Below are 21,260 nucleotides of genomic sequence, written 5' to 3'. Positions count from 1 at the left end.
AGGCGGGGCGTGCAGCGCGCCTTCCCACTCGGGCCGGGCTTCTGGCTGGAGGGCCGGCCCGTGATCGTGGACCCGCCGGCCCCGCGCAGGCGTCCCCCCGCCGGTCCGGTCAGCGCCGGCGGACGCAGGCTGACCGCCTCGGGCTCCTACGCCGTCGAGGGCGAGCGGGCCCGGGTGGCGCGGGCCTCGCGCATCTGGGTGGAGGGCAAGCACGACGCCGAGCTGGTGGAGAAGGTGTGGGGTGATGACCTGCGCCATGAGGGCGTGGTGGTGCTCATGCTGGACGGCGTCGACAACCTCGAGGAGGTCATGGCCGCCTTCGGCCCCTCGTCTCAGCGGCGGGCGGGAGTGCTCGTGGACCACCTGGTGCCCGGCTCGAAGGAGTCGCGCATAGCCGAGCAGGTGCGGGCCATGCCCGGCGGCGAGAACGTGCTGATCCTGGGGCACCCGTATGTGGATGTGTGGCAGGCGGTGCGGCCCGAGCGGGTGGGTCTGCAGGCTTGGCCGGAGATTCCCCGCGGCACCGACATCAAGCACGGCACCCTGGAGGCACTGGGCTGGCCGCATGCCGACCAGGCGGATATCGCCCGCGGCTGGCAGCGGATTCTGGCGACGGTGCGCTCCTACAAGGATCTGGAGCCGAGTCTGCTGGGCCGCATGGAAGAGTTGATCGACTTCGTGACCGCCCCCGGCACCCGCTAGTGGTTCACCGTTCTCACACGCGGCGCACAGCGTCGTTCCCGGCTTATGCCCAGACTGCCCGGGTTGCATGATGTGCGTATCCCTGATGCCAACGTAAAGGAATCCGCTGATGAATATCTCTCGACGTGCCGTCATGCATGCGGTGCCGGTGGCCGCACTGCTCGGGGCCGCGGGCCTGGCCGCCTGTTCCAACGACTCCGGCGGCGCTGGCGGCGCCACGGGCGAGTCGGCCTCGGCCGCCCCCACCACCAGCACCGCGCTGGCTCTCGACTCGGCGGCATGGAGCTACGACGCCGACGGCGACGTGTACTACCAGCTGGGCCTGACCTACGTCGCCTCCCCACAGGACAGCAGCTACGAGACCCTGGGCGTCTTCGTGCCCGGCGCCTACATGTCCGCCATCGACAACGGCGACGGCACCTTCACCGCCGAGATTGCCGGCGACGGCGCGGTCGGCGAATGGACGGCGGCGACGGCGCCAATCGTGCTGCCGGTCAACACCCCCGGCTACGCGGCCCAGCAGCCTCCCAGCGAGTACTCCTACGACACGGTCGCGGCCTACATGGAGGCCGGCTTCGTCTACGTGCAGGCGGGATTGCGCGGTAAGGACTCCACCACCGACGCGGCCCCCGGCAATGCGCCCTGGGGCGTGACCGATCTGAAGGCCGCCGTCCGCTACCTGCGCTACAACGCCTCCGCCCTACCCGGCGACCCGGAGCAGATCTTCGTGTTCGGCCACTCCGGCGGCGGCGCCCAGTCCGCGGTGATGGGGGCCTCCGGCGACTCCGCGCTGTACACCCCCTACCTGGAGGCGCTCGGCGCCGCCACCACGGACGCCGACGGCAAGGCACTGTCGGACGCAATCGCGGGGGCCATGTGCTGGTGCCCGATCACCAGCCTGGACGCCGCCAACGCCGCCTACGAGTGGAACATGGGCCAGTTCGCCACCACCGGCACCCGTGCGGAGGGCACCTGGACGCGGGCATACTCCCAGGATCTGGCCGCCGCCTACGCCAGCCACCTCAACGGCCTGGGGCTGGTCGACGCCGACGGCAATGCCCTTACCCTTGAGGAGTCCGCGGACGGGCAGTACCTGGCCGGCACCTACTACAACCACATGGTCGCGGTGGTCGAGCAGTCCTTGAACGACTTCTTGGCCGCCACCGAGTTCCCCTACACGCCCAACTCCACCGAGATGGCCGGCATGGAGGCCCAGGGCGGAGCCGGTGCGCCCGGCGACGGCGAGGGCGGCCCGGACGGGGCGGGTGGCGAAGCCCCTGGGCTACCCTCCGGCGCCCCCGGCGATGCTGAGGCCCCCGACGGCGCCCCGACCGATGGCGGCAGCACAGATGGCGCGCCCGGAGGATCCTCCGAAGACTCCTCCGAGTCGGTCACCTATGAGACGGTGGACGACTACATCGCCGCCTTGAACCAGGATGTGGAGTGGGTCTCCTACGACCCCTCGAGCAATACCGCGACCATCACGGGCCTGGAGGGCTTCGTCGCCAGTCAGAAGGCGGCGACCAAGGACGTCGGCGCCCTCGACGGCGTCGACCGCGGTCAGACGGAGAACACGGTCCTCGGGGTCGGGCAGACGGCGATGCACTTCTCGAAGCTCTCCCGCGACGTGGTCGACGCCAACCAGGACGCCTACGCCTCCCTGACCGACTGGTCCGACGAGTACGGCTCTTCCGAGTACGACTCGGACTTTGTGCAGACCGACGCGCTAGGCGTCGACGTGCTCACCCGCGAGCACATGTACAACCCCATGTACTTCCTATCCACCGCCTACGAGGGTGCCGGCACGTCGACGGTGGCGCCCTCCTGGCGCATCCGCACCGGCATCACCCAGGGCGACACGGCCAGCACGGTGGAGGTGAACCTGGCACTGGCGCTGCAGGCGGCCGGCCAGGCGGTGGACTTCGCGACCGTCTGGGGTCAGGGGCACACCATGGCCGAGTTGACCGGCACCGGCGAGGAGAACTTCATCGCCTGGGTCACCGAGCGGGCCACCTCCTGACCCGATAGGCACACCGGGGCCCGGACACCTGCGGGTGTCCGGGCCCCGGTCCGCTCGTATCGGCGGCGGGGAGCGCCGTCGTCAGGCGTCCGCCAGCGCCAGGCGGCGGCTGGAGCGCAGCAGCCGGACATTGTTGGCCAGCAGCACGACTACCAGCACGACGCCGAGGAGCTTGGCCCACAGCGGGTTGGCGATGAACAGCAGGACCATGGCGGCCAGCACGGGCACCAGGTACATGAAGGAGCGGCCGATATAGCCGCCGAAGGACGGCATCTCGACGTCGCGCGCCTCCGCCACGGACTTGACCATGAAGTTCGGGCCGTTGCCGATGTAGGTCAGGGCGCCGCACAGGACCGCGCCCAGCGAGATGGAGCGCAGGTACAACTCTGGCACGCCGGCAACCGTGGCCCCGCCGGGGTGAGGGATCTGACCGGCCATCTCGAAGAAGGTGGCGTAGGTGGGGGCGTTGTCCAGTAGGGAGGACAGGCCGCCGGTGAACACGAAGAAGGTGATCTCGTTCAGCGGCAGGCTGCCGGCGACTTCATCCAGGTAGCGCAGGGCCGGAATCATGGTCAGGAAGATGCCGATGAACAGCGCGGCCACCTCGGCAATCGGCCCCCACTCGAACTGGTTATCCTCGAAACGGGCGCGCTTGTCGCCGAACTTGAAGGAGGCGGCGGCCGCGGCGAGCATGATCATCTCTCGCACTGGAATCCAGTTCATAAGCGTGGCGTGCCCCTCCTCTATGGCCTCGGCGTCGATGGAGGGGGCGAAGGCGACGGCGGCGATGATGACCACGAACCAGATCAGGTTATTGGCGCCGCGCAGGCCGAGGGGCTCGATGTCCGTCTTGTCGGCCAGGATGTCGGCGGCGGGCTCCTGCGAGTAGTACCAGGAGTCCAGGGCGAAGTAGCTGGCCAGCAGCATGGCGTTGACGAACAGCCACTCGACGGCGAGGCTGAAGGTCCAGGTGAAGGGGACGCCGCGCAGGAAGCCGAGGAACAGCGGCGGGTCACCAAGCGGGGTCAGCAGGCCGCCGCAGTTGGCAACCATGAAGATGGTGAACAGGACGGTGTGGACGCGGTACTCGCGCTCGCGGTTGGTGTTCAGCAGCGGGCGGATCAGCAGCATGGCGGCGCCGGTCGTGCCGACGAAGCTGGCCAGCAGCGCGCCTATCGCCAGGAAGATGGTGTTGTTGCGCGGGGTCGCCTGAATGTCACCCTTCAGGAAGATGCCACCGGAGACGACGAACAGCGCCAAAAGCAGGGAGATGAACTGGATGTACTCCACCACGGAGGCGAATACGGGCTCCCAGCCAATGGCCACCAGCATCCAGACCGCGACGGGCAGTCCCAGGACCAGGGCGACCAGCAGTTGGTGGGAGTTCTTCTCCCACCAATGGGACGTCGCCGGCACGAGCGGCAGGACCGCGATCGATGCCAGCATGACGACGAAGGGCAGTATGGACCACCACTGCAACTCCACGTGAGACTCCTCAGTTCGGGGCAGGCGTGCTCGTCGCCCCATCAAAGATGCGACGACGCTAGCTTCACCCTATGACGACATCCGTCCCATATCGCGAGACATCGGCGTGTCCCGGGCACAAGGTGACCGGAAGCACGTCGGGCTCCGACGCCGGTGAGGGGCGACGACGTCGCCGCCCACCGTCGTCGACGCGGGTCAGCCCTGGCTCGGGTAGCGGGCCACGTCCCGTCCCTGGACGCGCACGTATGCGTAGGTGGTCATCAGGGCCACCAGGGGAACGGTGACGATCCAACCGATGACGGTGGCGGTTCCGGCGACGAGCAGGAGGAAACCGATCAATGCGAAAGGCAGCAGCACGCCGACGTTGGCCGACAGTAGGCGCATCGAGTGGCGCATGGCGGCGATCGCGTTCAGGTGGTACTCGACGGCCGCGTACCTGACGAAGGTGAACAGGTAGTACAGGATGATGCCGGGGACGATCAGGAAGATGGAGCCGATCACGGTGGCCAGGCCCGAGAGGAGCATGGCAAGGAAGCCCTGCAGGAAGTTCGGGAAGGTGAAGAAGTCGGCGAAGCGCGCCTTGCGACCGGAGGATGTCAGCAGCCCCACATGCGCCATGGCGATGGGCCCGATCAGCATGGCGGCCAGGGAGATGATGTTGCCGCCGGGGATTCCCAGGCCGTAGGTGTGCTCGACGCCGTCGACCGTGTAGCTCGCCTGCGCACCGAGGCCGGTGAGGATCGTCCAGATGCCGAAGCCGACCAGCAGGACCACGGGGTTGTCGGTGATGCGGGACCACGCCCAGGACAGGCCGTCACCAATCGTGAGGGTGGGCTGAACCGGGGGCATGGAACCGTACGGCCCGGAGGCGCCAGGCTGCGACGCGCCATAGCCGTATCCCTGGCCGGTGTTTCCATATCCGTTGTTCTGGGGTGCTCCGTAACTGGGCATACCTGTGCTCATGACTCCAGGATGCCAAATCGACACCTTGTATGTCCCGCCGAAATACTGTGGAGGCCGCCACGCCGGCGGAGGCGTCAAGCGTCCGCCGCTACGACTGGCGGATCACAAGGTGCTCCAGTAGCGATCGGCCGTCTGCCGCTCCGCTCCCCACCGACGACCGGCGAGAGGTCGATCCACACGACATCGCCCTCGAGGAACGACGTGTCAGTGTCCACGCGCCTTCTCCAAGGGTGCGTCAAGCGATACGAGGCGACACACAACGCGAGTAACATGTCACTCACCACACTATTGTGTTGACAACCACATCCGGCATGTCTACGCTCATGCATGCCTCGACGTGTTCCACGAATGGATCGAGCACACCCTGAATCAGCCACGAAGTAAGATTCCTGAGGAGCAACAATGCGCACCGGGCCAACACGCACCAGCGCCACCGCCAAAATGGGGAACACGACCAGAACAAGCACCGTAGATGCCGGAAAAACGGCACTGGCTTCAGTCAACTCCAGCAACACCAAGCCGACCTGCTACACATACTGACAGACAGGTCGCCAACGGAGCCGCCCGGCGGTCGACGAATGCACTACCACGGCCGCCGGGCCAACTCCATGCCAGCACGGAGAACACAATACAACACAGCATTTGACAAGAACCATGAGAGCGTCTTTGCACATCCTCCTGACTGTCATATTGGCCTTAGTGCCGATATCGACCGCAGTCGACTACGCACACAATCAGGAGCAGCAACACTTGCACGCCGCGGAGCAGCTGGGCACACGCTTTAATTGGCCCGCAGCTCGCAACCTCGCCGAGCCCGACGACGCACTCGAAACACTTACTACAGCCGCAGCGGAGTCCGGAGTCAACGTCCTGAGAGTATCGATCGATTCCTCCGGGCGCGATCGCAGGCATATCCACTACTATGTTTACTTGGGCGGCCGAGACACGCAACTGTTCGACATCATCGAGCTGAGCCGTGGCAACTGGCCCTCCGCATCCGGCCTGCGGCACGGCGAGACCGCCACCACCATAGAACCGACCAACCCCGGAGTGGTGGGCGTGCCGAATGTTGTAGCGGGGCGATACGACCTCAGCGTCGAGCCTCTCGAGACCGCCTATAACAGGCTGCCAGCCGAGGGCACTTACACCGTCGAGGCTCCTACGCGAGATGCTCGGGACGAGTTCCTTCAGCTCATTGCCGGTGCACTCACAGACATGAGCGGAGAGGAGTACAAACCCGCCGACTTGAACCCGGTGGATCCGTCCGAAATCGCCAGCGCCAAGCTACGAACGACTGCATCCAGGTTCTTCTTGTACGCGCCCTACCTATTGACACTGATCGCCGCCGCGCTGATCCCCGCCACGGTGACACGCGCGGGCAGGCAACTCGGAGTACTATCGTTGCACGGCTATCCCAACAATCGTATTTGGTACACCACCACCGGTAGACCCACACTAATAACACTCGGGGCGGGACTCGCCGTCACCATTGTTCTCGCGTTAACAGTTCCCGAGATGAGTGGAATTCTGGTTCACACCATGTTTCTGCGATACATGTTAGCATCCGCCGCCGTTCTGCTGGTCACCTACGGCGTCGGCATGGCGACGATAAGCAGGTTCAAGGTGTCAGATCTCGTTAAAGGGCGCCTCTAACACACCACCCCGCACCCGGAAGAATATAAGCACACCCTCAGAGAGAACCGATGTCACCCCATTCAACCCCGCTTTTACTGTCATTAGCGGTAAAAACACTGATAACCACGATGCTGATTATTGTCATCGCCCAGGCGTCCGCGTCGATTCTCGACTCGCGTGACGAGCGCCAGCACCTGTCCGCTTGGGGAGACACAGATGATTACGGAGTGCTCTTCCCCTATTATGTGGGCGACAACGAGCAGGATATCGATTCCGGTGATTACACCACCGAAGTGACCGTAGCGCGCGACCTGTATCCCATGGTGGATCAGGCAGGAGCGTTGTACATAGAATCGTTCAACTACGAGCCAGATTACCCACAGCCCGACGACCCGATGACGCAGTCACTGACCGTGAATCTGAACTACTTGGCACGCTACCCGGTATACGCAGAGGACGGACAACCATTAGAAATCGACCCCTCCGAGGACTCCTGGATCGTCGCCGCCCCCTCAACTCTCAAAAGCCAGGAGGAGCACATCCGCCGGACCTACTATGTGTCTCGCAACGGGACCCCCGAAGTAGAAGGCGTTATTCAGGCCGATGAGCGCATGGGCCTACCCGTGCCGGAGGATCTACACGAACAGGACGTCATCATTGTCTGGACCGCACCCGGACAGGACGTGTTCACGTTCAACTCCAAGATCTCCCCCGAATCGGGGAACACGGTACGCGACCCCATCATCGAGATCATGACGCCTTCCAACAGCCTCGCCGGCGACAGGCTGAACTCGATTACCGGCGATCCCGACACCGCTCTCAAGATCTTTACCGATGGGGATCCGGAGTCCACATACGAGAGACTGCTCCCCACCCTCCAGGAGCTCAGCCTTGACGACAATTTCACCCACCTGGTCACCACGAGTGACGCCCAGCGCTTCGAGCTCGCGCTCGGTGAGCGCGAGATGTTCTGGGACGCTGTGACGACGGGTTCCTCACTGTTCGTACTGGTGGTTCTGCTCGGCACCTCCGCAACAGTCATCTACTTCAACTCGCAGTACCGCGCGATTGCCGTTCACAGGCTGCACGGCGCATCGTTGCCCCGGACTTACTCCGGACTGTTCCGCGTGTCAGGATGCAGCTGGTTAGTCGCCCTCGTATTCGCGACCGTTCTGGGAGCACTCAAGTCTCTCGGTCTTCCGCTGCCGTACCTTCACCCGTTGCAGTACACCTTTGGCGCGCTCGGTGCTCAGGGACTCCTGCTGGTGACGGCCATCTTAGGCGCCGCCGCGGCGATTGAGGCCGGGATCGGAGCCCTCACCGCGCTGGCCACCGAGCGGGTAAGCCTGACGAGACGATTGAAGGAACTGTGAGATGTCATCCGTAACAAGCACTCAGACCGCGCCGAGCGGCGCGCAGAACAGCGTGGCCGTCGATGTTCGCAACCTCGACAAGGCCTATGGCAAGCACCGGGTCCTGAACGACATCTCGTTCACCGTCGGCGCCGGGCAGATGTTCGCCGTCACCGGCCCATCGGGGTCGGGCAAGTCGACACTACTCAACATCCTCGGTCTGCTGGAATCACCCGGAAGCGGTGCCGTCCTCCTGAATGGCTCCCCTTCGCCTCGGCCCCGCACCCGCGCCGCCAACCGTTTCATCCGCTACCACCTCGGCTACTTGTTTCAGAACTACGCACTGATCGACCATGAGTCGGTCGAGAGCAATCTGCGCCTAGCCCTCACCTACGCCGACAACGAGGGCCGGGCCAAGGCCGACCTCATATCCGAGGCTCTGGCCGCAGTGGGCCTTCCCGGCTTCGAATCGCGCAAGGTCTACACCCTTTCCGGGGGCGAGCAGCAGCGCACCGCTATCGCGCGGCTGCTACTCAAGCCCTGCGACATCATCCTGGCAGACGAACCCACCGGCTCTCTGGACAGCACCAACCGGGACGCAGTGCTCGATCTACTGAAGGAACTGCGGGATCGAGGGAAGACGATCATCGTGGCCAGCCATGACGAAACCGTCATCGCCACCTGCTCCGGCACCGTTGACCTCCAGCCCTACACCACCCGATAGTCCCAGTAACACGTCAGTCGACGAGCTCGCGGGTGACCGTGTCCGCCATGAGCCGTCCCCGCAGGGTCAGCACGGCGCGTCCGGCCATGGCCGCGGCACCCTCGAGCAGGCCCTGTGCGACGAAACCTCCCACCACCGGCACGAGCCGCCGCGGGGTTCCCGACGCCGTCGCGGCCTCCCCCGGCCGCGTCAGACTCCGCAACTCCAGACCCTCCCGCATGCGAATGCCGAGCATTACCCGCTCCAGTTCTCGCGAGTCGGCATCGACGACCTCATGCCCCGCGACGGGCAGTCTCCCGGCCGTCACCTGTCCGGCCCAGGCCACCGGATGCTTGGCGTTCCACATGCGCACGTCCCCCAGGTGGCTGTGCGCCCCCGGGCCGGCGCCCCACCAGTCCCAGTCGCGCCAGTAGGCCTGGTTGTGCACGCACTCATGCCCGGGCCGCGCCCAGTTGGAGATCTCGTACCACGCGTAGCCGGCACGGCCCAGCACCGCATCGGCCAACTCGTACTTGGCCGCCTCGTCGTCGTCGGTAGGCAGGGGCAATTCGCCGCGGCGCACCTGGGACCACATGCGCGTGCCCTCCTCGATCACCAGGGCGTAGGCGCTCAAATGGTCCGGGCCGATCTCCACCGCCGCCTCCAGCGAGCGGCGCCAGTCGTCCAGGGACTCGCCCGGCGTGCCGTAGATCAGGTCCAGGCTCGTGGCCAGTCCGGCCCGCCGCGCCCATGACACCACCTGCAGCACCCGCTCGGGGGTGTGGGCCCGGTCCAGGATGCGCAGCACCTGCGGCACCGCGGACTGCATGCCGAAGGACACCCGGGTGAAGCCAGCCTGCGCCAGGGCCGCCAGGTAGCGCTCGTCCACGGTCTCCGGATTGGCCTCCGTGGTCACCTCCGCGCCGTCGGCCAGGCCGCAGGTGTCCCGCACCAAGGTCAGCATGCGGGCCAGGTCCCCGGCCGGCAGCATGGTGGGGGTGCCGCCGCCGACGAACACGGTTCGTGCCGCCCGCTGCGGCAGGCCGACCCGCTCCATCGCGGTGTGGGCCAGACGCAGCTCGCCGGCGAGTGTGTCCACGTAATCCCCTGCCGAGGCCCCGCCGCCCATGGACAGGTTCGTGTAGGTGTTGAAGTCGCAGTAGCCGCAGCGCACCCGGCAGTAGGGCACGTGCAGGTACACCGAGAAGGGGCGTCCCCGACCCGTCTCTCCCCCGGTGTCCGCCCGGACCTGCGCCGGCAAATCGGCCGCGCCGGGCAGGGGTGCGCCGTCGGGCTGGGCAGGGCTCAAAGCGCCACCGCCTCACGCCGGAGGGGTACCCATATCTCGCCGGTGCGAACCGCGGTCAGGTCACGGATGGTGCGGCCGGCACGTATGCCCTTCTCCTCAAATCGGGTCAGCACCCGGCCCGGATAGCGCGGCGACCAGCCGCCACGCACGCCGGCCGGGGAGCCGGGGTCGAAGCCGTTGCCCAGGCTGCCCTCCTCGGCGGTGTCGGCGCCCAGGTCCGGGCGGGCCCCGGCGTCGGGAAAACGGAAGTAGGGGCCGGTGCAGTCCGCCTCCAGGCCCTCGGGCAGGGCGGAGGCGGCCTCCAGCACGTCGCGCATCTGCCAGGCGTAGTCCGCCCAGTCGGTGGCCAGCCGCCACACCCCGCCGGGTCGCAGTACCCGGGCCACGGAGTCGGCGAAGGCGGCCGTGACCAGGCGCCGCTTGCGGTGCCTGGGCTTGCGCCATGGGTCCGGGAAGAACACCCAAACCTCGCTGGCGCAGCCCACCGGCAGGGCAGTGGCCAGCAGTTGGGCCGCGTCGGCGGGCACCACCCGCAGATTGCGCAGACCGGCCTTGGCGGCACCGGCCACCAGCTTGGCGATCGCCGTCTCCCACGCCTCCACCGCCAGGTAATCCACCCCCGGATGGGCGGCGGCATGCGCGAGAATCACCTCCCCCGCCCCGGAGCCCACCTCCACGATCAGTGGACGCAGCTGGCCGACATGGCCGAAGGCGGCGGCCGGGTCCAGGCGGAAGGCCGGATCGACGGTGCGGATCGCGTCAGCGCGGGGCACGTCGATGACGTAGCGGTCCCCGTAACGCTCCAAGGCGCGAGCCTGTGAGTCGGTCAGGCGACCCCCGGCCCGCGAGTAGGAGCGCACGCGGGCGTGGATGGCATGCGAGCGGGGTGGATGCTGCTGCGGCACGGGACCGTCTCCTTCCGCTGGTGTTCTTACTGCATTGCCGCCGACGGCTACTTGCCGGTGGGCTGATCCGCGCCCAGCACGGCGATGAAGGCCTCCTGGGGGACCTCCACGCGGCCGACGGCCTTCATGCGCTTCTTGCCCTCCTTCTGCTTCTCCAACAGCTTCCGCTTACGGGTGATGTCGCCGCCGTAGCACTTGGCGAGCATGTCCTTGCGCAGGGCGCGAATGGTCTCGCGGGCGATGATGCGACTGCCGACGGCGGCCTGCACAGGCACCTCGAACTGCTGGCGGGGAATGAGTTCCTTGAGCCTGCGGGTCATCTTCTGCCCGTAGGAGTAGGCGGAGTCCTTGTGGACGATGGCGCTGAAGGCGTCCACCCGCTCCCCGTTCAGCAGGATGTCCACCTTGGTCAGGTCGGCGCTCTGGGTGCCGTCGGGCTCGTAGTCCAGGGAAGCGTAACCGCGGGTGCGGGACTTCAGGGCGTCGAAGAAGTCGAAGACGATCTCCGCCAGCGGAAGTCGGTAGCGCATCTCCACGCGCGTCTCGGACAGGTAGTCCATGCCGAGCATGGTGCCGCGCCGGGCCTGGCACAGTTCCATGATCGGGCCGATGAACTCGCTGGGGGTCAAGATGGTGGCGCGCACCACCGGTTCTTGGACGTCGCGGACCTTGCCCTCGGGGAACTCACTCGGATTGGTGACCGTGTGCACGCTGCGGTCCTCCATGGTGACCTCGTAGACCACGGATGGGGCGGTAGAGATGATGTCCAGGTTGAACTCGCGCTCCAGGCGCTCGCGGATGATCTCCAAATGCAGCAGGCCGAGGTAGCCGCAGCGGAAGCCGAAGCCCAGCGCCACCGAGGTCTCCGGCTCGTAGGTGAGGGCGGCGTCGTTGAGCTTGAGCTTGTCCAGGGCGTCGCGCAGCGCCGGGAAGTCGGAGCCGTCCACGGGGAACAGCCCGGAGAACACCATGGGCTTGGGGTCCTGGTAGCCGGACAGCGGCTCGGTGGCCGGGGCGGCTGCGGAGGTGACGGTGTCGCCGACCTTGGACTGGCGCACGTCCTTCACGCCGGTGATCAGGTAGCCGACCTCACCGGCGCGTAGGCCCTGGGTGGGGGCCGGCTCGGGACTGATGACGCCGATCTCCAGCAGGTCGTGGACGGCGCCGGTGGACACCATCTTGATGCGCTCGCGCGACTTCAGGGCACCGTCGACGACGCGCACGTAGGTGACCACGCCCCGGTAGACGTCGTAGACGGAGTCGAAGATCATGGCTCGGGCGGCGCCGTCGGGGTCGCCGGACGGCGGCGGGACGGCCTCGACGATCCGGTCCAGTAGCTCGGGAACGCCCGCCCCGGTCTTGCCGGATACGCGCAGTACCTCCTCGGGCTCGCAGCCGATCAGGGAGGCGATCTCCTCTGCGTGCCGTTCCGGCTCGGCCGAGGGCAGGTCGATCTTGTTCAGCACCGGGATGATGGTCAGGTCGCCCTCCATGGCCATGTACAGGTTGGCGAGGGTCTGTGCCTGGATGCCCTGGGCGGCGTCGACCAACAGCACCGCACCTTCACAGGCGGCCAGCGACCGGTTGACCTCGTAGGAGAAGTCGACGTGCCCGGGGGTGTCGATCATGTTCAGCGCGTAGGCGCGCGTGACGCCGTCTTCCCCGGTCACGGCCCAGGGCATGCGCACGGCCTGGGACTTGATGGTGATGCCGCGTTCGCGTTCGATGTCCATGCGGTCCAGGTACTGGGCGCGCATGTCGCGTGGGGCGACGACGCCGGTGGCCTGGAGCATGCGGTCCGCCAGGGTGGACTTGCCGTGGTCGATGTGCGCGATGATCGAGAAGTTGCGGATCTGGGCCTGCTCGGTGGACGCGGGGGCGACGCTTGTGGCCTGCTCGGACGTGGGGATCGGTGGCACGTGAATCGGTTCCTGGCTCTTCCTGCGGTCAGTGTGGATGCCCGGTCGGCTGGTGCCGCCGGTTTAAACGCCGTCTAGTCTCCCACGGACCATCACCGCCTCCCGCGTCGGGTCAATGTGACATGCGGTGGTGTGCGGCGGGTACTCAGCCGAACCACGGACGCACTCGGCGCTCGAAGCAGTCCAGAGCGGCCGCGATGGTGCGGTCCATGTCCAGATACTGGTAGGAGCCCAGGCGGCCGCCGAAGACGACCCGCTGCGCCTCCAGTTCGGCCGCCGACTGCTGGTAGCGGCTCAGCCGTTCGCGGTCGGTCGGCGTCCCCACCGGGTAGTAGGGCTCGTCGTCGGGGCCGGCCATGCGCGAGTACTCCCGCATGATCACGGTGGCGTCGTCGGGATGGAAGCGCTCGGGGTGGTAGTGACGGAACTCGTGCACGCGCGTGTAGGGGACCTCGGCATCGGGGTAGTTGATGACCGCGGTGCCCTGGTAATCACCCGTGGGCAGGATGCGGGTCTCGAAGTCGAGGGTGCGCCAGGTAAGGGCCCCGAGCCGGTGACCGAAGAAGCGGTCCACGGCGCCGGTGTAGACCACCGGAACCCGCCCCACACAGGCGTCGCGGCCGAGCGGACCGTCGCCTGCCAGGAAGTCCTCCCCCAGCCGCACTGCGATGCGCGGGTGATCGAGCATCCGCTCGACCCAGGCACCGTAGCCGCCCACGGGGATGCCCTCGTAGCGGTCGGAGAAGTAGCGGTTGTTGTAGTTCAGGCGCACCGGCAGGCGGGTGATGATGGCGGCGTCCAACTCGGTGGGGTCGATCTGCCACTGCTTGGCGGTATAGCCGCGGATGAAGGCCTCGTACAGGGGCCGCCCGATCAGGCTGATGGCCTTCTCCTCCAGGTTGGCGGGCTCGCCGGTGATTTCGGCGGCGTGCTGGGCGAGCAGATCCCGGGCCTGCTCCGGTCCGAGGGCCGCGCGGAAGAACTGGTTGATGGTGCCCAGGTTGATGGGCAGCGGGTAGATCTCGCCGGCATGGTTGGCGTAGACGTGGTGTCGATAGTCGTCGAAGGCGGTGAACCGATTGGCGTAGGCCCAGACCCGCTCGTTGGAGGTGTGGAAGATGTGTGAGCCGTAGCGGTGCACCTCGATGCCGGTGTCCGCATCCCGGTAGGAGTAAGCATTCCCGCCTACGTGCTCGCGGCACTCGACCACGACCACGTGCACGCCCAGTTCCTCGGCGGCACGCTGGGCGACCGTGGCACCGAAGAGCCCCGAACCGACCACTACTAGATCCGCCCGCATCGCTAGCGCCCTCCGTCGTAGCTCAACGATCGCCTCACCGATCGCCTGCCAGTAACTCCTGACACTGGTACCCGCCGAACATTCGGCCTGGTGGGTGTCCGCCAGTGATTGCGGACTCCGCCGAGACCGCGGTCCCCCCGCAGCGCCGGTACACTAACACGGTCTAACTGTTACTTTCGGCGCTCCTCAGAACGCGCGGCCCTGACATTCCGCCTGCCATCGCGCCCCAGCGCCGGTATCAGCATCCACGCACCACCTACAGCCGCCAATGAAAGTGAATACGAGCCCCATTCCCGTACTCCGCGTGGGCGTCGTTGAAGACGATGCCCGGCACCGCCGTGTCCTGTCCGACTACCTCGACCGCTTCGGGCGCGAGCGAGGACTGGAACTGCGAATATCCGTGTTCGACGACGGGCGGACTCTCCTGGACGGGTTCCGCCCGGTCTACGACATCCTCATGCTGGATATCCGGATGGAGGGAACCGACGGCCTGGCGCTCGCCCGGGCAGTGCGTCGTACCGACCCGGACGTCGTCATCATCTTCATCACCGCCGCACAGCAGTACGCGATCAACGGCTACGAGGTCTCCGCCCTCGGCTACCTGGTTAAGCCCTTCCCCTACGCCTCCCTGGCCCGCGAGCTGAACCGCGCCCTGGCGCTACTGAGCCGGCAGGACAACGCCAGCGTCGTGCTGAAGGACGGGCAGGAACTGCGGCGCGTGCACGTGCGTGACATCGTCTACCTGGAGTCCTCGGGTCACCGCCTGGACGTGCACCTGGCCGACGGTGTCATCACTCTTACCGGATCACTCAAGCAAATGCAGCCGCAGCTGGCGCCCCACGGCTTCTTTCGTTCCAACTCCTGTTACATCGTCAACCTGCGCCATGTGGTAGCAGTGCGGGAGCAGGACTCCGTTATGAGCACCGGCGAGGCGCTGCGCATCTCCCGTCCCCGCAAGAAGGAGTTCATGCGCGCCCTGACCGAGCACGTATCCGGGACTCTTACGTGATTCAGGAGGCGCTGCCAGACATCCCCCGACTGTGGACGGCACTGGCCGAGTGGGGCGCATGCCTGCTGTACGTGCTGGCTACGTGGCGGCCGCAGGACTCCCGACGCCGCGGGGCCGCCGTGATGACGGCGGCGCTGCCGGCGCTGTGCGTCTACCAGGTGCTTGCCGCGCGCCTTCCGATCTCACTGTGGCTGGCCGGCATGCTGGGGGCGGTCGCCGCCATGTGGAGCATCCTGCACCTGGCGCTCAACGGCTCACTGCGCCGGTCCACCTATCTGGTAGTGCGAGCCTTCGTCGCCGCCGAGATGGTGGCCTCCCTCGAGTGGCAACTGGAGGTGTTCCTCCTCGACGGGCATGCCGGAACGCGGCCGGCCGTGCTTTGTGCAATCGTCGTCGACGGCGTCGTACTCGGGGCCGTCTACCTACTGGAGCGGCCCCGGTTCCGCAGCGAGGTCTTTCCCACCACCGCTACCGTGGCCGCGGCGGCGGCAATCGCCGCGATCACCTTCGCCATGTCCAATCTCAGTTTCCTCAGCACGGCCACCCCCTTCTCCGGGCGCCTGGGAGCCGAGGTCTTCTACATCCGCACACTCGTGGATCTGTGCGGATTCATCATCCTGTACGCCCAGCGGGAGGTGGACCTGCAAAACCGGGCTTCCTTCGAACTGGCCGGCACCGAGGCGCTGCTGCGCTCACAGTACGAGCAGTACCTGACCTCCAAGCGGGCCATCGACATCGTCAACCGCAAGTACCACGACCTGCGGCACATGATCGCTTCGGTGCGCGCAGAGCCGGACCCCACGATTCGCCTGGACCGGCTCGGCGACCTGGAGGCGTCCGTGCGCCCCTACGAGGTGTTCGTGCGTACCGGCAGCCCCGTGCTCGATGTGATCCTGACCGACCGGGAGCAGGTCTGTCTGGAGGCCGGCGTCACCATGACCACGATCGCCGATGGCGCCGCGCTCGGCTTCATGGCCGCCGCGGACCTGGCCACGCTGGTTGGCACCGCTCTGGACAACGCCCTGGACGCGGTCTCAAGCAGCGGGGACGCCGACCGGTGGATCCGCGTGGATGTGCGCGCCCGCCGCGGATTCGTACTGATCGAGGTGGAGAATCCGCTGGCGCGCGGGCAACTCATGTCCACCGACGACGAGCCCCCACGGCGCGCCGGGGCGAGTGGCGGCGCGCACGGCTACGGCCTCGGCGCCATTCGCGCGGCCGCCAAGGCCTACGGCGGGCAGGTCACCGCGGGAGAGAGTGCACAAGGCACCTTCATGCTGCGCGTACTGCTGCCGATCCCCACCGCGCTCCCTCACCGAGACCGGCGTCGGTAACACACCGAGACCGGTAGAAGCTACGTGCCGAGGTCGGGCGTTGTGATTCTGTGTTTGGGGTGTGGTGAAGCCCCACTCCCGACCCCAAGGAAGGCTCCCGGGCCACAAAGACTGGACGCCCAGAAGAACGAGTCCGGGCCCGCAACGACTGGTCCGGCCGAACCAGCGAAAAACCGGCGTTATTACCGCCGAGGTCGGTGTGGCAGTCCCACACCGGTCCCGTTCTCAGTTCAGGGCCAATACTCGGCGAGCCACCTGGTAACCGGCCACCGGCACCCAGTTGCCGGGGCGCCCCGGCAGCGTCATCAGCCGTCCCATGACGGAGCCGCGCACCCGCCGGGCCACGTCAGGCCGCGTGCCATCCAGCCGCTCCCAGAGCTGCTGCTTTATGGCGATATTGCGGGGCGTACCCGAGCGCAGCGCCATGGTGGTGATCACCACCGCGCTCATGGTGTAGATGTGTACCAGGTAGCGCAGCAGTGCTTTCGGCACGTCGCCCTCGTGGGGCATCGCCTCCAGCATGAGCGCGTTCACCCGGTCGTGCTGGTCCAGGCGCGCCACGATCACGTCGTCGGCGACCGACTGCCCGGCCCGCCCCACCGTGTAGTAGTACAGGTCCAGGTCCAGGTAGGTCAGCGTGCGCACGTGGCGCAGCGGTTCGAAGGCGAACAGGTTGTCCACGTAGAAGCAGTGCTCGGGCAGCCGCATCCCGGAGCGCTCCAGCACCTCCCGTCGGTAGGCGAGGGAGTGCATCATGAGGTACTGGTCGGGGCGGAAGCGTCCGACGTCGTCCCAGCCGCCAATGCGTCCGCTCGGGAGCAGCCCCCGGAAGCGCACGACGTGGCGGCCGGGCCTGATCCCCCGCGGGCCCCGGCGGGCGGGTCCGTGGCTGAGCCGGTACCAGGCGGGCGTGCCCTCACGGACGTACACGAAGTTGGTAACCACCAGGTCCGGCTCGTTGCCCTCCCGTTGCCACGAGCGCAGGGCCGCGAGCAGGGTGCGCAGGGCACCGGGATCGATGGCGTCATCAGCGTCGCACACCTTCAGCCAGGTGCCCCGGGACGCGGCGACCCCGGTGTTTATAGCACCGCCGTGGCCTCCGTTGTCCTGGTGGATCACCTCGATGGCCGTGTGCGCCTGGGCGTAGGCGTCGGCGAGGGCTCCGGTTCCGTCCGTGGCGCCGTCGTCGACGACGATGATCTCCAGGGCGCCGCTCCCATCGTCTGCCGCCACGAGACTGGACAGGCAACGACCCAGGCAGTCCTCGGCGTTATACGCGGGGACTACGACCGTGATTAGCGGGCTAGCGGTCACCGTGCGGATCTCCTTGTTAGACGGAGTCCCGGCGTACCGCGGTCATCGGGCAGTCGCCCGACCCACGCCCGAGGCGCTCCTGGTGATTGACGTGCATGACCCTACCGGACCGTGCCCGGCTCAGTGTACCGACGGCACCCCGGCCTGGGTGTCTGCTTCCGACTGTGCTTCCGCATCCTCGGGCACGCGCTTGAAGATGACCTTGAAGATCGGGAAGAAGACCCAGAAGGAGATGGCCGCGTTGATGATCATGGTGACCACGTCCGCCACGGTCTCACCGGTGGAGGCGCCGAGCGTGCCCTTGCACCAGGAGTAGATGGGCTCCTTGTACAGCACCTGGAGGGCGGCGGCCACGATGGTGATGACCACGTAGGCCAGCGCATACCAGAAGGCCGCCTTCCAGATGGAGGAGTTCGACTTGAAGGTGATGGAGCGCTGGGCGAAGAAGTTGATCACCTGGGCGATCAGCAGGGTGATCTCAACCGCCAGGAAGTAGGCCAGACCGCCGCCGGAGCCGTCGGCCTGGATGGGGCCGGCCACGTAGTCGAACAGGTATACGGGGCTGCCACCCGAGGACCCGACCGGGAGGAACTGGAAGGTGGTGCCCTGGAGCGAGGTGAATCCGAAGATCCACCGGAACACCGGCATCAGGATCAGCTGCAGCAGGGTCACGCCGTTGGACAGGATGAAGAAGACGATGAACTGGGCGATGGTCTCGTGCCGCTCCTCGAAGCGGTGCCACCAGGCGGTGATCGATTTCATGCGTGGTCTCGGTTTCTGTTGTCTCTTTTAGCGATGGGAACTGGATGGATTAGAGGCCGGACCGGTATCCCCCGGGCCCTACGGAGTCAGCGGGGCTATCAAGCCGTCTCTGAGTGGCCTTGTCCTGGCGCCGGTTGCGGAAGAAACCACCCACGATGGTGCGCAGGCCGTGCAGCCCACGGCCGCCCGCGAAGTCGACGATGCCGTCGACCATCTCGGCGGACACCATGCCGCCGGTCATCTTGCCCATGGCGCGCAGCGGCATGTTGAGCATGAACAGGATGTTCAGATCGGGTTTGCCGGAGGCGTCGGCCTTGGCCTTCTGGCGTTCCAGGATCTTGACGGCCAGCTTGCCGATGCGGCTGCGGCCGTGGGCGAGGTCGGAGATGGGGCTGTTGAGACCGATGCGGCCGGATGTCTCCGGCTGCGGCACCGGTCGTCCCAGCAGCGCAGCGAACTCGGCGTCGGTGGCCTCGGTGACGGTGCCGTCCAGGTAGTGGCCCAGGACCGGGTCGGCCGGGGCGACCGGGTCGCCGTCCACCTCCCAGGGGGCCTCGAGCGGGAGGTCATCGACGTTGCGCCCCACCCGCACGCGCCACGTGCCGGCCGGGTGCACCCAGCGCCCCTCGCGCACCGAGTAGCGGCGGAAGGTGTAGTCATCGAAGGGGATGGTCACTGTCGCCGTCTCCCCCGCCGCCACGGGGACCTTCGCGAAGCCCTTCAGCTCGCGGTCCGGCCCCCACACGCCGTCGGGGGCGGTGACGTACAGCTGGACCACCTCGGTGCCGTCGACGGCGGAGGTGTTGGTGACCGTCAGGTGCGCGCCGGTCACGTCCACGCTCAGTCCGGAGTACTCGAAGCTGGAGTAGGACAGTCCGAAGCCGAATGGGTGGGCCACGGGCGTGCCGGTGGTGGTGTAGTAGCGGTAGCCGACGTAGGGGCCGTCCTTGTACAGGGCGAGTTCCCCCGTGGCCGGGAACCAGGCGGAGGTGGGGTTGTCCTCGTAGCGCACCGGGTAGGTCTCAGCCAGGCGGCCGGAGGGGTTGACCGCGCCGGTGAGCACCCGCAGTGCGGCGCCAGCACCGGCCTGCCCGGACAGACTGGTGTGGACCACGGCCCGGATGTGCTCCTCCCAGTCGGTTTCCACCGCGGATCCGGCGGAGACGACGGCGACCACGTTGGGGTTGGCACGGGCGACGGCGGCAAGCAGCCGGGTCTGTGCCTGCGGCAGGCGCATGTGGGGGCGATCCAGGCCCTCGGATTCGGACAGCTCATCCAGCCCGATGTAGGCCAGTACCACCTCCGCCCGCCCGGCCAGGGCGACCGCCTCGTCGAGCAGGGCCTGGTCGGGCTTGCCCTGGCGGTCGTAGCCCTGGGCGTAGCCGACCAGCTCCAGACCGGTACCGGCAATCTCCTCCAGGGTGGTCTCCAGCCGGGTCGGGTTGATCTGCGAGGAGCCCGAGCCCTGGTAACGGGGCGTGGAGGCCATGTCGCCGATGACGGCGACGCGTGTGCCCGGGGCCAGCGGCAGGATGCCGTCCTGGTTGCGCAGCAGCACGATGGACTCCTCGGCCACCCGGCGTGCCAGGGCATGGTGGGCGTCGACGTCGAAGGTCGGCCGGTCCTCCGGGGCGGTCCTGGCCGAGGGTGCGGACGTGGCCATGGCAATGACCTCGGCGGCCCGCGCATAGACGGCCTCACGGCTGATGCGCCCCTCCTCGACGGCGGCGACGACCTCCCGTGCGGAGTGCAGCCCCGGTGCGGGCATCTCCAGGGAGGAGCCGGCCGCGGCGGCCGCGGCGGCGTCATTGGAGCCGCCCCAGTCGGAGACCACCAGTCCCGTAAAGCCCCATTCCCGGCGCAGGATCTCGGCGAGCAGCTGCGGGTGCTCGTTGGCGTAGGTGCCGTTGACCCGGTTGTAGGAGCTCATCAGCGCGCGCGGGTGCGCCTCACGCACGACGACCTCGAATGCGGTCAGGTAGATCTCGCGCATGGTGGCCTCGTCGACTACGGAATCCGAGGCCATGCGGCGCAGTTCCTGACCGTTGACGGCGAAGTGCTTCGGGGTGGCGGCCACGCCCCGGGACTGGATGCCGCGGACGAGGCCGGCGGCCATGCGGCCGGCGAGGATGGGGTCCTCGGAGTAGTACTCGAAGTTGCGTCCGCACAGCGGGGAGCGCTTGATATTCATCCCCGGCCCCAGCAGTACGTCCACGCCGAGTGCGAGTGCCTCCTGTCCGAGCGCGGCGCCCATCTGCTCGGCCAGTTCCGGGTCCCAGGAGTTGGCGACCGTGGCCGCCGTCGGGAAGCAGGTGGCGGGCTCGGAAGCGGCGATACCGAGGTGGTCACCGCTGCCGAGCTGGCGGCGCACGCCGTGCGGCCCGTCGGACAGGACGAAGGAGGGAATGCCGCGCTGGGGCAGGGCGCGGGAGTCCCACTCGGAGGCTCCCGAGAGGAGGGCGGCTGCCTCTAGAAGGGTGAGGTCCGAGGCGGTGGCGGTCACGGCGTGTTCCTTACCTTGACGGGTGGTCTGAATGGGTTGGGTACC

General features: G+C 67.2%; 16 protein-coding genes. 7 read left to right on the top strand and 9 right to left on the bottom strand.

The features are described 5' to 3' along the window. Positions 1-702 (top strand): DUF3097 family protein (locus BN1056_RS10485; RefSeq protein WP_210581004.1); only part of this gene is annotated, 702 nt, incomplete at its 5' end. Positions 703-811: 109 nt separating this feature from the next. After that, positions 812-2,722, top strand: coding sequence for a subtype A tannase (locus BN1056_RS10480; protein ID WP_210581002.1), 1,911 nt, complete (start codon positions 812-814; stop codon positions 2,720-2,722). 81 nt (positions 2,723-2,803) lie between these two features. Here BN1056_RS10480 and BN1056_RS10475 read toward each other — a convergent pair whose 3' ends face one another. Beyond that, positions 2,804-4,207 carry a sodium:proton antiporter gene (locus tag BN1056_RS10475; RefSeq protein WP_210581000.1) on the bottom strand — a complete coding sequence of 468 codons (1,404 nt, stop codon included), beginning with the start codon at positions 4,205-4,207 and terminating at the stop codon, positions 2,804-2,806. A 195-nt stretch (positions 4,208-4,402) separates the two neighbouring features. Further along, positions 4,403-5,170: a DUF2189 domain-containing protein gene (locus tag BN1056_RS10470; RefSeq protein WP_210580998.1), complete on the bottom strand. Its 768-nt coding sequence runs from the start codon at positions 5,168-5,170 to the stop codon at positions 4,403-4,405. Between the two features lie 666 nt (positions 5,171-5,836). Between BN1056_RS10470 and BN1056_RS10465 the strand changes: the two genes are divergently transcribed. From BN1056_RS10465 to BN1056_RS10455, 3 genes are all read left to right on the top strand, one after another. Continuing rightward, positions 5,837-6,823 (top strand): hypothetical protein, encoded by a 987-nt coding sequence (locus BN1056_RS10465; RefSeq protein ID WP_210580996.1) that lies wholly within the window; start codon positions 5,837-5,839, stop codon positions 6,821-6,823. A gap of 110 nt (positions 6,824-6,933) precedes the next feature. After that, positions 6,934-8,178: a hypothetical protein gene (locus tag BN1056_RS10460; protein WP_210580994.1), complete on the top strand. Its 1,245-nt coding sequence runs from the start codon at positions 6,934-6,936 to the stop codon at positions 8,176-8,178. A gap of 1 nt (position 8,179) precedes the next feature. After that, positions 8,180-8,881: an ABC transporter ATP-binding protein gene (locus tag BN1056_RS10455; RefSeq protein WP_210580992.1), complete on the top strand. Its 702-nt coding sequence runs from the start codon at positions 8,180-8,182 to the stop codon at positions 8,879-8,881. 13 nt (positions 8,882-8,894) lie between these two features. Here BN1056_RS10455 and hemW read toward each other — a convergent pair whose 3' ends face one another. The 4 genes from hemW to glf all read right to left on the bottom strand — a co-directional run bounded on the left by hemW (position 8,895) and on the right by glf (position 14,293). Beyond that, positions 8,895-10,169, bottom strand: coding sequence for a radical SAM family heme chaperone HemW (gene hemW / locus BN1056_RS10450; protein WP_210580990.1), 1,275 nt, complete (start codon positions 10,167-10,169; stop codon positions 8,895-8,897). Then, positions 10,166-11,074, bottom strand: coding sequence for a tRNA (guanosine(46)-N7)-methyltransferase TrmB (trmB, locus tag BN1056_RS10445; protein WP_210580987.1), 909 nt, complete (start codon positions 11,072-11,074; stop codon positions 10,166-10,168). The genes hemW and trmB overlap by 4 nt, the downstream gene beginning before the upstream one ends. 47 nt (positions 11,075-11,121) lie before the next feature. Next, on the bottom strand, positions 11,122-12,993 hold the full coding sequence (gene lepA, locus BN1056_RS10440; RefSeq protein WP_210580985.1) for a translation elongation factor 4: 1,872 nt from the start codon (positions 12,991-12,993) through the stop codon (positions 11,122-11,124). A gap of 145 nt (positions 12,994-13,138) precedes the next feature. Beyond that, complete coding sequence (gene glf, locus BN1056_RS10435) at positions 13,139-14,293, bottom strand: UDP-galactopyranose mutase (RefSeq protein ID WP_210580983.1); 1,155 nt, start codon at positions 14,291-14,293, stop codon at positions 13,139-13,141. Positions 14,294-14,567: 274 nt separating this feature from the next. Here glf and BN1056_RS10430 point away from each other — a divergent pair, with 274 nt between their 5' ends. Together BN1056_RS10430 and BN1056_RS10425 are read left to right on the top strand one after the other, a co-directional pair. Further along, a complete protein-coding gene (locus tag BN1056_RS10430; protein ID WP_210580981.1) occupies positions 14,568-15,302 on the top strand; it encodes a LytR/AlgR family response regulator transcription factor in 735 nt (244 codons plus the stop codon). Next, positions 15,299-16,636, top strand: coding sequence for a GHKL domain-containing protein (locus tag BN1056_RS10425; protein ID WP_210580979.1), 1,338 nt, complete (start codon positions 15,299-15,301; stop codon positions 16,634-16,636). Before BN1056_RS10430 ends, BN1056_RS10425 begins: the two co-directional genes overlap by 4 nt. A gap of 225 nt (positions 16,637-16,861) precedes the next feature. Here the strand turns inward: BN1056_RS10425 and BN1056_RS10420 are convergent, their stop codons facing one another. From BN1056_RS10420 to BN1056_RS10410, 3 genes are all read right to left on the bottom strand, one after another. After that, positions 16,862-17,950, bottom strand: a complete 1,089-nt coding sequence (locus BN1056_RS10420) for a glycosyltransferase family 2 protein (protein WP_210580977.1) — start codon at positions 17,948-17,950, stop codon at positions 16,862-16,864. Positions 17,951-18,070: 120 nt separating this feature from the next. Continuing rightward, a complete protein-coding gene (locus BN1056_RS10415) occupies positions 18,071-18,712 on the bottom strand; it encodes a hypothetical protein (protein ID WP_210580975.1) in 642 nt (213 codons plus the stop codon). Between the two features lie 49 nt (positions 18,713-18,761). Then, complete coding sequence (locus BN1056_RS10410) at positions 18,762-21,215, bottom strand: glycoside hydrolase family 3 C-terminal domain-containing protein (RefSeq protein WP_244671653.1); 2,454 nt, start codon at positions 21,213-21,215, stop codon at positions 18,762-18,764. Between the last annotated feature and the right edge of the window lie 45 nt (positions 21,216-21,260).

Origin of the sequence: Actinomyces succiniciruminis (assembly GCF_900002405.1) — a bacterium.
Taxonomy (GTDB): domain Bacteria; phylum Actinomycetota; class Actinomycetes; order Actinomycetales; family Actinomycetaceae; genus Actinomyces; species Actinomyces succiniciruminis.
The sequence above is the reverse complement of the archived record's forward strand: the minus strand, read 5'-3'. Positions and strand labels throughout refer to the sequence as shown.